The sequence below is a fragment of the Aggregatibacter actinomycetemcomitans DSM 8324 genome (assembly GCF_000372365.1).
Classification (GTDB): Bacteria; Pseudomonadota; Gammaproteobacteria; order Enterobacterales; family Pasteurellaceae; genus Aggregatibacter; species Aggregatibacter actinomycetemcomitans.
Genome location: NZ_AQUU01000020.1, coordinates 1 through 13,922 on the forward strand (window position 1 = coordinate 1; position 13,922 = coordinate 13,922).

Annotated in this window: 19 protein-coding genes and 1 pseudogene; 4 read left to right on the forward strand and 16 right to left on the reverse strand. The window is 45.4% G+C overall.

Annotation, left to right across the window (positions count from 1 at the left end):
- The 13 genes and pseudogenes from tnpA to A3CS_RS0110070 all read right to left on the reverse strand — a co-directional run.
- A pseudogene (gene tnpA, locus A3CS_RS0110010) lies at positions 1–247 on the reverse strand (IS200/IS605-like element ISAac1 family transposase); the annotation flags it as partial.
- 185 nt (positions 248–432) lie between these two features.
- Complete coding sequence (gene rpsQ / locus A3CS_RS0110015; protein ID WP_005539352.1) at positions 433–690, reverse strand: 30S ribosomal protein S17; 258 nt, start codon at positions 688–690, stop codon at positions 433–435.
- A complete protein-coding gene (gene rpmC, locus A3CS_RS0110020; protein ID WP_005539356.1) occupies positions 690–881 on the reverse strand; it encodes a 50S ribosomal protein L29 in 192 nt (63 codons plus the stop codon). The genes rpsQ and rpmC overlap by 1 nt, the downstream gene beginning before the upstream one ends.
- Positions 881–1,291 (reverse strand): 50S ribosomal protein L16, encoded by a 411-nt coding sequence (gene rplP, locus A3CS_RS0110025; RefSeq protein WP_005539359.1) that lies wholly within the window; start codon positions 1,289–1,291, stop codon positions 881–883. The genes rpmC and rplP overlap by 1 nt, the downstream gene beginning before the upstream one ends.
- A 13-nt stretch (positions 1,292–1,304) precedes the next feature.
- Complete coding sequence (rpsC, locus tag A3CS_RS0110030; protein ID WP_005545489.1) at positions 1,305–2,012, reverse strand: 30S ribosomal protein S3; 708 nt, start codon at positions 2,010–2,012, stop codon at positions 1,305–1,307.
- Between the two features lie 16 nt (positions 2,013–2,028).
- Complete coding sequence (rplV, locus tag A3CS_RS0110035; RefSeq protein WP_005539363.1) at positions 2,029–2,361, reverse strand: 50S ribosomal protein L22; 333 nt, start codon at positions 2,359–2,361, stop codon at positions 2,029–2,031.
- A 10-nt stretch (positions 2,362–2,371) separates the two neighbouring features.
- Positions 2,372–2,647: a 30S ribosomal protein S19 gene (gene rpsS / locus A3CS_RS0110040; protein WP_005539416.1), complete on the reverse strand. Its 276-nt coding sequence runs from the start codon at positions 2,645–2,647 to the stop codon at positions 2,372–2,374.
- A 25-nt stretch (positions 2,648–2,672) separates the two neighbouring features.
- The gene (gene rplB, locus A3CS_RS0110045; protein ID WP_005545487.1) at positions 2,673–3,494 is read right to left on the reverse strand and encodes a 50S ribosomal protein L2; all 822 of its coding nucleotides are present in this window, start codon (positions 3,492–3,494) and stop codon (positions 2,673–2,675) included.
- A 20-nt stretch (positions 3,495–3,514) separates the two neighbouring features.
- A complete protein-coding gene (gene rplW, locus A3CS_RS0110050; protein WP_005545486.1) occupies positions 3,515–3,817 on the reverse strand; it encodes a 50S ribosomal protein L23 in 303 nt (100 codons plus the stop codon).
- Positions 3,814–4,416 (reverse strand): 50S ribosomal protein L4, encoded by a 603-nt coding sequence (gene rplD, locus A3CS_RS0110055; protein ID WP_005545485.1) that lies wholly within the window; start codon positions 4,414–4,416, stop codon positions 3,814–3,816. The genes rplW and rplD overlap by 4 nt, the downstream gene beginning before the upstream one ends.
- A gap of 15 nt (positions 4,417–4,431) precedes the next feature.
- Positions 4,432–5,058, reverse strand: coding sequence for a 50S ribosomal protein L3 (rplC, locus tag A3CS_RS0110060; RefSeq protein WP_005545484.1), 627 nt, complete (start codon positions 5,056–5,058; stop codon positions 4,432–4,434).
- A 16-nt stretch (positions 5,059–5,074) separates the two neighbouring features.
- Positions 5,075–5,386 (reverse strand): 30S ribosomal protein S10, encoded by a 312-nt coding sequence (gene rpsJ, locus A3CS_RS0110065; RefSeq protein WP_001181005.1) that lies wholly within the window; start codon positions 5,384–5,386, stop codon positions 5,075–5,077.
- 251 nt (positions 5,387–5,637) lie between these two features.
- Positions 5,638–6,534: a LysR family transcriptional regulator gene (locus A3CS_RS0110070; RefSeq protein ID WP_005539430.1), complete on the reverse strand. Its 897-nt coding sequence runs from the start codon at positions 6,532–6,534 to the stop codon at positions 5,638–5,640.
- Between the two features lie 274 nt (positions 6,535–6,808).
- On the opposite strand from A3CS_RS0110070, the gene atoD reads away from it, so the two are divergent.
- Genes atoD through A3CS_RS0110095 form a run of 4 tightly spaced genes read left to right on the forward strand, consistent with a single transcriptional unit; the run spans position 6,809 to position 10,684 of the window.
- Positions 6,809–7,462 carry an acetate CoA-transferase subunit alpha gene (atoD, locus tag A3CS_RS0110080; protein ID WP_019518461.1) on the forward strand — a complete coding sequence of 218 codons (654 nt, stop codon included), beginning with the start codon at positions 6,809–6,811 and terminating at the stop codon, positions 7,460–7,462.
- Between the two features lie 11 nt (positions 7,463–7,473).
- Positions 7,474–8,139, forward strand: a complete 666-nt coding sequence (locus A3CS_RS0110085) for a 3-oxoacid CoA-transferase subunit B (RefSeq protein WP_005545481.1) — start codon at positions 7,474–7,476, stop codon at positions 8,137–8,139.
- Positions 8,140–8,141: 2 nt separating this feature from the next.
- Complete coding sequence (locus tag A3CS_RS0110090; protein ID WP_005545480.1) at positions 8,142–9,485, forward strand: TIGR00366 family protein; 1,344 nt, start codon at positions 8,142–8,144, stop codon at positions 9,483–9,485.
- A 17-nt stretch (positions 9,486–9,502) separates the two neighbouring features.
- Complete coding sequence (locus A3CS_RS0110095) at positions 9,503–10,684, forward strand: acetyl-CoA C-acetyltransferase (protein ID WP_005539438.1); 1,182 nt, start codon at positions 9,503–9,505, stop codon at positions 10,682–10,684.
- A gap of 97 nt (positions 10,685–10,781) precedes the next feature.
- Here the strand turns inward: A3CS_RS0110095 and A3CS_RS0110100 are convergent, their stop codons facing one another.
- The 3 genes from A3CS_RS0110100 to arcC all read right to left on the reverse strand — a co-directional run bounded on the left by A3CS_RS0110100 (position 10,782) and on the right by arcC (position 13,918).
- The gene (locus tag A3CS_RS0110100; RefSeq protein WP_005539439.1) at positions 10,782–11,249 is read right to left on the reverse strand and encodes an Lrp/AsnC family transcriptional regulator; all 468 of its coding nucleotides are present in this window, start codon (positions 11,247–11,249) and stop codon (positions 10,782–10,784) included.
- Between the two features lie 90 nt (positions 11,250–11,339).
- On the reverse strand, positions 11,340–12,869 hold the full coding sequence (locus A3CS_RS0110105) for a YfcC family protein (RefSeq protein ID WP_005539441.1): 1,530 nt from the start codon (positions 12,867–12,869) through the stop codon (positions 11,340–11,342).
- Positions 12,870–12,985: 116 nt separating this feature from the next.
- A complete protein-coding gene (gene arcC / locus A3CS_RS0110110) occupies positions 12,986–13,918 on the reverse strand; it encodes a carbamate kinase (protein WP_005545479.1) in 933 nt (310 codons plus the stop codon).
- Positions 13,919–13,922 lie beyond the last annotated feature (4 nt).

Here is a 13,922-nt window from a genome sequence, read left to right on the forward strand (position 1 = left end):
CCATAAAACTTGATACCGATAATTTCGGCGGAATTTTTAGAAGCATATGAATATGCTCTTTCATTGCGTGCGCTTCTATTATTTCCACATTTTTATAGTCGCATAACTGCCTTAATATGCTACCTATATCCGTTCTAAGCCTTCCGTAAATGGCTTTTCTTCTATATTTCGGGGTGAAGACGATGTGATACTTACAGTTCCATTTGGTATGTGATAGACTTGAATCGTCATTGGCTTTACTTACCATTGACTTATCCTCCTATATCTTGAATTTGGGTTGTCAGCCTTATTCTTATATAGTGAGGATTTTTTATGTTGACCGCTTAAGCTCTTTGATTCCATATGCATAGCGTACGGTTTTTATAGCTAGACGTTGTCTAGCTATAAATAAAAAAGCCAATGATAAAATCATCGGCTTCTATTTATCGTTAATTAAGCAATTACTGCTTTCTCAACTACACGAACTAAAGTCCATGATTTAGTTTTAGAAATTGGACGACATTCGCGAACTTCTACTAAATCACCTAATTTAGCTTCGTTGTTTTCATCGTGCACATGTAGTTTGGTTGTGCGACGGATAAACTTGCCATAAAGTGGGTGTTTAACCTTGCGTTCAATAGCAACAACGAAAGATTTCTCCATCTTGTCACTTACAACACGACCTTGCACGCTACGAATTTTATCAGTCATTACTCACCCGCCTTTTCGGTTAGAACAGTTTTAATTTGTGCAATACTACGACGCACTTGTTTTAACTGATGGGTTTGTTGAAGCTGACCGGTGGCTGCTTGCATACGCAACTTGAATTGCTCACCTAACAAGTTAACCAATTCAGCATTCAGCTCTTCAACACTTTTTGTACGTAGTTCTTGAGCTTTCATTACATCACCGTCTTAGTTACGAAAGTGGTCTTAACCGGCAATTTGGCAGCTGCTAGTGCAAATGCTTCTCTTGCGATTTCTTCAGACACACCATCCATTTCATAGAGAACTTTACCCGGTTGGATTAAGGCTACCCAGTACTCAACGTTACCTTTACCTTTACCCATACGGACTTCTAATGGTTTTTCAGTAATTGGTTTATCCGGGAATACACGAATCCAGATTTTACCTTGACGTTTTACTGCACGAGTCATAGCACGACGAGCGGCTTCAATTTGACGCGCAGTTAAACGACCACGACCAACTGCTTTTAAACCGAAAGTACCGAAGCTAACTTCTGTACCGCCCGCGATACCACGGTTACGGCCTTTGTGAACTTTACGGAATTTTGTACGTTTTGGTTGCAACATTTAGCGATTCTCCTTACTTACGACCTTTACCGCGCGGAACCTTTTTAGGCTTGTCGGTAGGTTGTTGTTCCGGTTGCGCTAGCGCAGCCATTCCACCAAGAATCTCACCTTTGAAGATCCATACTTTAACGCCGATTACGCCGTATGTTGTATGAGCTTCAGCAGTGTTATAGTCGATGTCCGCACGCAATGTATGTAGAGGTACACGACCTTCACGATACCATTCAGAACGAGCAATTTCTGCACCGCCTAAACGACCGCTAACTTCAACTTTGATACCTTTAGCGCCTAAACGCATTGCATTTTGTACCGCTTTTTTCATAGCACGACGGAACATTACACGACGTTCTAATTGTGAAGCGATGCTATCTGCAACTAATTTTGCATCTAATTCAGGTTTTTTCACTTCAGCAATATTGATTTGTGCAGGAACGCCGGCAATTTTTGCCACTGCGTTACGCAATTTCTCAACATCTTCACCTTTCTTACCAATTACGATACCAGGGCGGGCTGTGTGAATAGTCACACGAATGCTCTTTGCAGGACGTTCAATAGTAATACGTGAAACTGAAGCATTCGCTAATTCTTTATTTAAGAATTGACGTACTTTGAAATCGCCTTCAAGATTATCGGCGAAGTCTTGTGTATTCGCAAACCAAGTAGAGCTCCAAGGTTTTACAATACCCAGGCGAATACCATGTGGATGTACTTTTTGACCCATTGTTATTCCTCTACGATTAACGATCTGACACAACCACAGTAATGTGGCTTGTACGTTTTAAAATACGATCTGCACGACCTTTAGCACGTGGCATAACACGTTTCATGCTTGGACCTTCATCTACGAAAATCTTCGCAACTTTAAGATCATCGATATCTGCACCGTCATTGTGCTCGGCATTTGCAATAGCTGACTCAAGAACTTTCTTCACTAAAGCTGAGGCTTTTTTATTAGTGTAAGTAAGAATTTCTAATGCTTGAGCAACTTTCTTACCACGGATTAAATCCGCAACTAAGCGAGCTTTTTGCGCTGAAGTGCGAGCGTAACGATGTTTTGCAATTGTTTCCATCTTTTACCCCTTACTTCTTAGCTTTCTTGTCCGCAGCATGACCGCGGTAAGTACGAGTCGGTGCAAATTCGCCTAATTTATGACCGATCATTTCATCAGAAACATAAACAGGAACATGCTGACGACCATTATGGACTGCGATGGTCAATCCGATCATTGATGGAATGATCATTGAACGACGGGACCAGGTTTTAATTGGTTTTTTATCCCCGCTTTCCACCGCCTTCTCTACCTTCTTCAACAAGTGTAGGTCAAGGAAAGGACCTTTCTTGAGAGAACGTGGCATGGCTTATCCTCTTATTAATTTAAAATTATTTACCACGACGACGTACGATATATTTATCAGTACGTTTGTTATGGCGAGTTTTCTTACCTTTGGTTTGAACGCCCCAAGGTGTTACCGGGTGTTTACCAAAGTTACGACCTTCACCACCACCATGTGGGTGATCTACCGGGTTCATTGCAGTACCACGAACTGTAGGGCGTACACCTCTCCAGCGATTAGCACCTGCTTTACCCAATACGCGAAGCATATGCTCTGAGTTACCTACTTCACCGATGGTTGCAGAACACTCAGCTAATACTTTACGCATTTCACCGGAGCGAAGACGTAAAGTAACATAGTTACCTTCACGGGCGATGATCTGTACATAGCTACCTGCAGAGCGGGCAATTTGACCGCCTTTACCAGGTTTTAATTCAACGTTATGTACGGTAGAACCAACCGGAATATTGCGCATTGGTAATGCATTACCAACTTTAATTGGTGCATGCGCACCCGCTTGGATTTGATCACCTGCAGCCAAGCCTTTAGGCGCTAAGATATAACGACGTTCACCGTCTTTATAAAGCACTAAAGCGATATTTGCAGAACGATTCGGATCGTATTCTAAACGCTCAACAACACCAGGAATGTCTAATTTATTACGTTTGAAATCAATTAAACGATAGTGTTGCTTATGACCGCCACCGATGTGACGAGTAGTAATACGACCATAGTTGTTACGACCACCGGTTTTAGATTTAGTATCTAAAAGCGCAGCGAAAGGTTTACCTTTGTGCAATTCAGGGTTAACAACTTTAACAACATGACGACGACCAGCGGAGGTCGGCTTACATTTAACGATAGCCATTATCTTCTACTCCTCCGTAATTACTCTGCTGCACCTTCAACGAAGTCCAAAGATTGTCCTTCTTGAAGTGTAACATAAGCTTTTTTCCAGTCACTGCGACGTCCGATCTTAGCACCACGGCGTTTAGTTTTACCTTTCACCACTACGGTACGAACGGAATCCACTTTCACTTCAAAAAGTTGCTCTACTGCGTTAGTAATTTCTACTTTATTTGCATCTAAAGCTACTTTGAAAACGATAGTGTTTGACTTCTCAGCGTTATTTGTTGCTTTCTCAGAGATATGCGGTGCTTTAAGCACTTTTAGCAAACGTTCTTGACTCATGCTAACATCTCCTCAATTTGCTTCACAGCATCCACAGTAACAACCACTTTATCGAAAGCGATCAAACTTACCGGATCAATACCTTGAGCATCACGAACATCTACTTTATATAAGTTACGCGCTGCTAAGAATAGATTTTCATCTAAACTTGCTGTGATGATTAACACATCTTCCAGTGCTAATTCTTTTAATTTTTGTACTAATACTTTGGTTTTTGGTGCATCAATTTCAAATTTATCAACAACAACTAAACGATCTTGACGAACAAGCTCGGAAAGAATGCTCTTAATTGCACCACGGTACATTTTCTTGTTCACTTTTTGGCTGTGATCTTGTGGTTTCGCTGCGAAAGTGACACCACCGGAACGCCAAATTGGTGATCTAATATCACCTGAACGAGCGCGACCTGTACCTTTTTGACGCCAAGGTTTTTTACCTGAACCGGACACTTCAGCACGAGTTTTTTGTGCACGAGAACCTTGACGGGCACCTGCTGCATAAGCAACAACAACTTGGTGAATCAATGCTTCGTTAAACTCACGGCCGAAGGTAGTTTCAGAAACAGTGAGTGCGTTAGCACCTACAACTTGTAATTCCATCTCTATCTCCCAGACCTATGCTTTAACTGCCGGCTTAACGATAACATCACTACCGGTAGCACCAGGAACGGCGCCTTTCACTAATAGCAATTTACGCTCAGCATCTACACGAACAACTTCAAGTGATTGAACGGTTACACGCTCATTACCTAAGTGTCCTGCCATTTTTTTGCCTTTAAACACACGGCCCGGAGTTTGGTTTTGACCAATAGAACCAAGGACACGATGTGATAAAGAGTTACCGTGGGTAGCATCTTGAGTGCGGAAGTTCCAACGTTTAACACCACCTTGGAAGCCTTTACCTTTAGATGTACCGGTAACATCGACTTTTTTAACATCTGCAAAGATGTCAACATTAATTTCTTGACCTAAAGTGAATTCTTCACCTTCAGTACGAAATTCCCATAAACCGCGACCGGCTTCAACACCGGCTTTCACGAAATGACCAGCTTCAGGCTTAGTCACACGGCTCGCTTTTTTAGAACCGGTTGTAACTTGAACTGCAGTATAGCCATCGTTTTCAAGAGTTTTAACTTGAGTTACGCGGTTGGCTTCGATTTCGATAACGGTAACCGGTACTGACACGCCGTCTTCATTGAAGATACGGGTCATACCGACTTTACGACCGACTAAACCAATCATTGTAATAACCTCTTAATTAACCTAGGCTGATCTGCACGTCAACGCCGGCAGCCAAGTCTAAACGCATCAATGCATCAACAGTTTTCTCTGTTGGCTCAACAATATCAACTAAACGTTTGTGAGTACGGATTTCATATTGGTCACGCGCATCTTTGTTTACGTGTGGAGAAATCAATACTGTGAAACGCTCTTTACGAGTTGGTAAAGGAATCGGACCACGCACTTGTGCACCGGTACGTTTAGCTGTTTCAACGATCTCCGCCGTGGATTGATCGATTAAACGATGATCAAACGCTTTAAGACGGATACGGATTCTTTGGTTCTGCATGAGACCAGAGCTCCAATAAATTTAGCTAATAAAAAAACTAACACCATCACAATTCTTACATCAAAACAACAAGAAAAGGAGGTGCAAGCTACCTGTTTATTTAGCTCCCAAATCGGGAACATTGTTAGTATTACCTGTCGTAATACCCGTTTAATAAATGATTACACTAAACGGCTTCAATAATCAAAGCCCGCAAATTTTACTGAAACCGACCCCACTTTGCAAGCGCTTTGTGAAGATAAGGCGGTAAATTACGGTTTAAACGCCTTTAACAGCGAATCGAAAATGTATTCTTCAACATTGGTATAGCAATTTTTCTTTAAGCGGCACAAGGTTACACTCCAAGGAATGGCTTCTTCCATTCTCCGGCAAATGAATTCCGTCGATTTATATTGTTCGTACATCGGCAAAGGCAAAATCGTTAATAGGCTTTCGTTAATTTTTACCGAGTTTAACAAAAAGTCCCACGAACTCGATTTCAAGACGATATTCGGATAGACATTATGCCGTTCAAAAGATTCGACCAATTGATGATGAATCATAAACGTCTGATCAAAAATCACTATCTTTTCGCCGTGCAGATCGCGCCATGTAATGTTCTCTTTTGCGGATAAATGATGCTTGGGCGATAAGAACAGGGAGAGTTCCGAACGGTGTATTTCGTAAGATTCTATGATGTTTTTAGAAATTCTTTCCGGATTTAACAGAACGGCGAAATCGATATTTTCCAACAACAGATCGCTTTTTAATAAATAAGCGCCCAATTCCTTAATCGTGAAATTAATCTCCGGATTGTCCAGAATCAGTTTCGGCATGACTTCGGAAAAAACGACGGACAGGATCAACGGCGGTATGCCAATTGAAATATGCCCCTTTATCTGCTCGATCGACTTATGCAGATTTGAGTGCATTTCATTATATTTTTTTATAACCTCTTTGGCATCGCGGTAGTAATTTTCGCCCACATAAGTTAATCCGACAATTTTCCCCTGCGCCCGTTTAAACAACTGCACCCCTTCCTTATTTTCAAAATCGCTGATCATCATGCTCAGCGCAGGCTGAGAAACGTAGAGATTCAATGAAGCCCTGCTCAGATTGAAGTCGTTATCCACGATTGAAACGAAATAGCGTAAATGTCGAATATCCATGTCATCTTCCTCCACAATGAGCCTTTCGCCCGTCCATGTAAAGCGGTGCTCCCACCGGCGACCTATAAGTATAGCTTATACCCCTTTCAAAAAGATATATTTCTTTTCTGAAAAAATTTTTGCTAATTTCAGCTCACCAAGTCCGACGAATTCACACATAAAAAAGGAGGGAAAAATAGCATTACTTACAACGCTCCCCTTTTTAATCGATTTCTGCATGGCAGTTTACATCTCGACTTCATTATAAATTTTATTAAACATTCGGAGGGTCATTATGACTAAAAAAAGAATTGATCTATCAGATGTAAAAAATCATTTACATGATGGAATGAGCATTATGTTCGGTGGCTTTATGGGTATCGGCACACCGGAAAAGCTGGTTAAGGAAATTCTTGATTCGGGCGTTAAAGATCTCACCCTGATCGGTAACGATACCGCATTCGTCGATACCGGCGTCGGGCCGTTAATCACCAACAATCAGGTGAAACGGGTTATCGCCTCGCATATCGGCACCAATCCGGAAACCGGCAAAAAAATGATTGCCGGCGAAATTGACGTCGAACTGGTTCCGCAAGGCACGTTAGCCGAACGGGTTCGGGCGGGCGGCGCTGGATTAGGCGGCATTCTCACACCGACCGGCGTCGGCACCGTGGTGGAGGAAGGCAAACAGAAAATTCAGATAAACGGCGTCGAACACCTGATTGAATTACCGTTAAAAGCCGACCTTGCCATTGTTCGGGCAAAAAAAGCCGATGAAGCCGGCAACCTTGTCTATGAATTATCCGCACAAAACTTCAATCCTCTCATTGCACTCGCCTCCAAAACCGTCATTGTCCAAGCCGACCAAGTCGTAAAAACCGGCGATATTTCACCGGACGCCGTCGTCACCCCCGCCGCACTGGTGGACTATATCGTTTACCCGGAATAAGGAGAACTGTCATGAACGCAAAAGAATTAATCGCACGCCGTATCGCAATGGAACTCAACGACGGTGATATCGTAAACTTAGGCATCGGCTTACCGACCCAAGTGGCGAATTATTTGCCCGACGACGTCGATATTACATTGCAATCGGAAAACGGTTTCATGGGATTAACCGCATTGGATCCCGAGTATCCGAATCCCAATCTGGTCAACGCGGGCGGACAACCTTGCGGCATTAAAGCGGGCGGCGCCACCTTCGACAGCGCATTCTCTTTCGCCTTGATTCGCGGCGGTCACGTGGATGCCTGCGTGTTAGGCGGTCTGGAAGTGGATCAACAAGGCAACCTCGCCAACTGGATGGTGCCGGGCAAAATGGTGCCGGGCATGGGCGGTGCAATGGATTTAGTGACCGGTTCCCGCAAAGTGATCATCGGCATGGAACACTGTGCCAAATCGGGAAGTTCCAAGATTCTGAAACAATGCACCTTACCGTTAACAGCGCGCAATAAAGTCACCATGGTCGTTACCGAATTGGCGGTATTCCGCTTTATCGACGATCAGTTAGTGCTTAAAGAACACGCACCCGATGTCGATTTAGACACGATTCGAGGCAAAACGGAAGCGGATTTCATTGTCTCCGACGATTTCAAAGAAATGCATATCAGCCAAAAAGGAATGTAGTCATGATTAGCCGCGTATCTCGTTTTATGACCGCACTGGTCAGCAAATATCTGCCGGATCCGCTAATCTTCGCCGTGTTGCTTACCTTTATCACCTTCGTGTGTGCGTTATGTTTAACGGACAGCACGCCTGTTGACCTGGTCAACATGTGGGGTGACGGGTTCTGGAATCTGCTCGCTTTCGGTATGCAAATGGCGTTGATTGTGGTGACGGGAAATGCCTTGGCGACTTCGCCGCAAATCAAGTCCTTCCTGACTACCATGGCATCGCTGGCAAAAACACCGGCACAAGGCGTGGTGCTCGTCACCTTCATGGGTTCTATCGCCTGTATTATCAACTGGGGCTTCGGCTTAGTGGTCGGCGCGATGTTCGCCAAAGAAGTGGCGCGGCGGGTGAAAGGCAGCGACTACGCCTTGTTAATCGCCTGCGCCTATATCGCCTTTATAACATGGGGCGGCGGTTTGTCGGGTTCCATGCCGTTACTGGCAGCGACCCCGGGAAATCCGGTGGCGCACATTATGGTGACGGAAAGCAATCCGCAAGGCATTATTCCGGCGACCGAAACGCTGTTCTCAAGCTATAACCTCTTTATCACCGGCTGTCTGATACTCTGTTTGCCGTTTATCACCTACATGATGATGCCGAAAAGCGGCGAAGTGAAAAGTATCGATCCGACATTGCTGGCGCCAGATCCCGAATTTACCAAAAAACTGGATCAGAACGCGACGGTAGCGGAGAAAATGGAAGAAAGCCGGCTGCTCGCCTACGCCATCGGTGCGTTGGGTTACGGCTATCTTGCCATGTATTTCCATAAAAACGGCTTCAATCTCACCATTAACAACGTCAACCTCATTTTCCTGATTACCGGCATCGTATTACACGGTTCGCTGATGGCGTATATGCGCGCGATTCTGAATGCCACCCGCAGCACCGCCGGCATTCTCATTCAATTCCCATTCTACGCTGGCGTGCAATTAATGATGGAACATTCGGGGCTCGGCGGACTCATCACCGAATTCTTTATTAACATCGCCAATAAAGACACCTTCCCGGTGCTGACCTTCTTCAGCTCCGCATTAATCAACTTCGCCGTGCCGTCCGGCGGCGGGCACTGGGTGATTCAAGGGCCGTTCGTCATTCCGGCGGCACAGGCGTTGGGCGCAGATCTGGGCAAATCCACTATGGCAATTGCCTACGGTGAACAATGGATGAACATGGCGCAACCGTTCTGGGCGTTACCGGCGTTGGGCATCGCAGGGCTTGGGGTACGGGATATTATGGGATTCTGTATGACCGCACTTATCTTCACCACCCCGATCTTTCTCATCGGATTATATTTCTTTTAAATTAAGAGGATACAAATATGGAAAATATCGTTATCGTCAGCGCGGTCAGAACGCCGATCGGCAGCTTTAACGGCAGTCTTGCCGCCGTCAGTGCGGTTGATCTAGGCGCTACCGTGATCAAAGAAGTGATCAACCGCGCAGACATCGACAGCGCCTTGGTCAACGAAGTGATTATGGGTAACGTGCTGCAAGCCGGTATCGGACAAAACCCTGCCCGTCAAGCTGCACTCAAAGCGGGCGTGGCGAAGGGAATTCCGTCCTACACTGTCAATAAAGTCTGCGGTTCGGGCTTAAAAAGCGTGGCGTTGGGCGCGCAAGCCATTGCCAGCGGCGACGCCGACATCGTGGCGGCCGGCGGCATGGAAAGTATGAGCCAAGCGCCGTACATTCTGGATCATAAAATCCGTTCCGGCGTCAGAATGGGCAATCTGCCGTTGCGCGACAGCATGATCGAAGACGGTCTGACGTGCGCCATAAACCATTACCACATGGGCATTACGGCGGAAAATATCGCCGAACAATACGGTATCAGCCGTGAGGAACAGGATCAGCTTGCGCTGCGTTCGCAAACCCTTGCCTCTCAAGCGGTGCAAAACGGCGTATTCGACAAAGAAATCGTATCTGTCACCGTGAAAACCCGCAAAGGCGACATCGCTGTCTCCCGCGACGAATACCCGAAACCCGACACCACAGCGGAAGGGCTGGCGAAGTTAAGACCGGCATTCAAAAAAGACGGCACCGTCACCGCCGGTAACGCCTCCGGTATTAACGACGGCGCCGCCGCGTTATTGTTAATGAGCGAAAGCAAAGCGAACGCATTAGGACTGAAACCGCTCGCCCGTATCCGCGGTTACGCCAGTGCAGGAGTCGATCCTGCCGTGATGGGATTGGGGCCGGTGCCGGCAACCCAGAAAGCGCTGCGCAAAGCGGGATTGACGCTCGACGATATTGACCTGATCGAAGCGAACGAAGCCTTCGCCTCGCAATTCCTCGGCGTCGGCAGAGAACTGCATTTCAATATGGAGAAAACCAATATCCACGGTGGTGCCATCTCGCTGGGTCACCCTATCGGCGCCAGCGGCGCCAGAATTCTGGTGACGCTGCTGCACAATCTCATTGAGAAAGACAAAAAGCTCGGTCTGGCGACCCTGTGTATCGGCGGCGGGGAAGGCATTTCAGTGATTGTCGAACGGATCTGATTCCGTCGAATAAAACAATGGGTCTATAACGATAGACCCATTTTGTTGATATAAAAAACGCTTAAAAAAATGACCGCACTTTTTCGTTCCCCCAACGCTACAACGGCAATTCCGTCGTGGATTTAACCGTTTTCAGCGACACTTCGGATTTTAAGGTTTTAATTCCGATGTCTTTGGTGAGATATTTATTTTTTATACTGTTGAATTCTTCCAAATCGGAAACCCACATTTTTAAAATGAAATCGTAACTGCCCGCCATCAGATGACATTCAGTAATTTGCGGAATTAATTTCACTTCAAAAATGAACCGCTCTTTGAGTTCCGGATCTTCTTCAAAAAACGTGCCCTGTACATAAACCAACAAATTGCAATTCAGTTTTTTGGGATGTAATAACGCTGCATAACCATCAATAACACCGCTTTCTTCCAACTGGTTCACCCGACGCAGACAGGCGGAATTGGATAAGCCGACTTCTTTGGCAAGCTCGTTATTTGGCAATCTTCCGTTGCGCTGCAATGCCTTAAGAATGCGCGTATCAATGTTATCAAACAGTTTCTTTCGCATAGAAAATCCTTTTATAAAAAAAGACTGACGGATTATAGCAAGACCACCCGTAAAAATCTGCGATACGGGTGGTCTTTTCATGCCCCGCGGTTAAACACTATATAAAGAAACCTGGATGACCAACAAGGTCGCGCCGATAACCAACAAACAACCAATCATCGGTAAGACAAACTTCACCCACTTGTTGAACGGAATATGCAACATTTGCAAAGTCACCAACACCAAGCCGGTCGGCGCCAGGAACAACATGGCATATTGCCCCCAGTTGTAGGCGGAAACCACGATGTCGCGTGGAATACCAACGGCGTCGGCAAGCGGCGCCATAATCGGCATGGAAAGCACCGCTAAACCGGAGGAAGACGGCACAATCAGTCCGAGGAAGACGAAAACGATCAACTGACCCAGGATAAAGATACTGCCCGGCATTCCACTCACCAAGTTAGACATATAATCTAAAATCGTGTCGGAAATCATGCCTTGCTCTAAGACAAGGTTTACTCCGCGCGCCAAGCCGATAATGAGCGACACGCCGACCAATTCCGATGCCCCTTCGGTAAAGGATTCCACAATGTCTTTTTCTTTCAACCCACTGATAAACATGATGATAATGGTGATGGATAAGAAAGATGCCGCCATTTGCGGGAACCACCAACCGCCCGCCATCACGCCCCAGATCATCATTGGGAACGCGATACAGAATAAAATCAGGATAAGTTTTCTTCTGAGGGTAAATTCCACCACCACATTCGGATCAAAATTCTTCATATAACGATGACGAAACTCTTCTCTATCCTCATAAGTATATGAAAAACTCGGATCGGCTTTCACTTTTTTACAGTACCAATAAAGATAAGCAATCACACACGCCGAACCTAAGATTAAGCCAATGGTGCGGAATCCGATACCCTCGGTAAATTGAATCCCGGCGGCGTTGGAGGCGATAACTACTGAGAATGGATTAATGGTAGAGAACGCCGTCCCCATGGAAGCGGCTAAGAAAATTGCACCGACGCAAACGATTGCATCGTATCCCAAAGCTAAAAATACCGGTACCAAAATAGGATAAAACGCCACAGCTTCTTCTTCAATACCGCACGTGGTACCGCCTAACACCATTAACACGGAAACGCTGAACACAATCATGAATTCGTTACCTTTGGTGCGCCGCGCCAATGCCATTAAGCCGGCATTAAAGGAGCCCGTTTTGTTAATGACCCCTATCATACCGCCCAGCACGAAAATAAAGACCATCACATCCACCGCTTCAATGGTCCCTTCCACCATGCTGATCGGAATATCTTTGATGCCTTTGTAGTGTTGTTCGATTCGTTGATAAGTGCCCGGAATGGCGATAGGTTTCTTAATGACACCTTCGGTGAAATTGGAAAGCTTGATTTTGATATTGAGGTTATTTAATGTTTCTTCGGTGGCAGGATAGGTTTTATCTTGTTCGCCATAGGTCTTCACTACAAACATTTTGTCAGTCATACTATAAGTCAATTTAGAATATGAACCTGACGGAATAACCCAGGTGAGTCCCACAGCAAGGATGAGAATAAAGAATAAAATCGTAAATGCCGATGGGAAATTAAAGGTCTTTTTTTGAGTAGACGCTTCCATAACAGACTCCTCGTCAATACAACAGTTTTGTTTGGCAAGTTGGCGTAACTTTCTATCAGTTACGCCAGCCGCGCATTTTACTTTGAACCGCTGAATTTTTCAAAGTGCTTTTATTATTATGAATAATAAGAGATCTCTTTCGCCTTATTGGTAATGCGTGTACCGGCCTTGCCTTTCACAATATCAACAATGTCAGAAAGTGATCCGATGACTGCATCTTTTCCCGTATGACGTGCAAAATTTACCGCCGCTTGCACCTTCGGTCCCATGGAACCGGCAGCAAAAGCTAATTTTTCAATTTCATCAGGCGGAGCCAAAGCAATCGCTTTTTGTGTCGGTTTGCCCCAATCTACAAACACAGCAGATACATCGGTGGCAATAATGAACAAATCCGCGTCCAGATTTTCCGCCAACAATGCGGAGCATAAATCTTTGTCGATAACCGCTTCAACCCCTTGCAGATTATGCTGTTCATCGTAGTAAGTCGGAATGCCGCCACCACCGGCGCAAATGACAATACTGCCCTTTTCCAGCAACCATTTCACCGGACGAATTTCAAAAATTCGTTTTGGTAACGGGCTTGGCACAACGCGACGATATTTATCGCCATCTTGTGCGATAGACCAATTTTTTTCTTTCGCCAGACGTTCCGCTTCTTCTTTGGAATACACCGGACCAATCGGTTTGGTCGGGTTCTTAAATGCCGGGTCGTTAATGTCCACTTCCACTTGGGAAAGCAATGTAGCAAACGGCACTTCAAACGGCACTAAGTTACCCAATTCCTGTTGAATCATGTAACCGATCATGCCCACGGATTCCGCGCCCAACACATCTAACGGATAGGTCGGAACATCTTTATAAGCTGCCCCTTGCAGCGCCAGCAAACCCACTTGCGGTCCATTCCCATGGGCAATCACCAATTCATTATTCGGATAAATTTTGGCGATTTGCTCACAAGCGATACGCACGTTTAAGCGTTGATTCTCCGCCGTCAGCGGTTCACCGCGCCGTAACAGCGCATTACCGCCCAATGCAATGACGATTCTCATACGC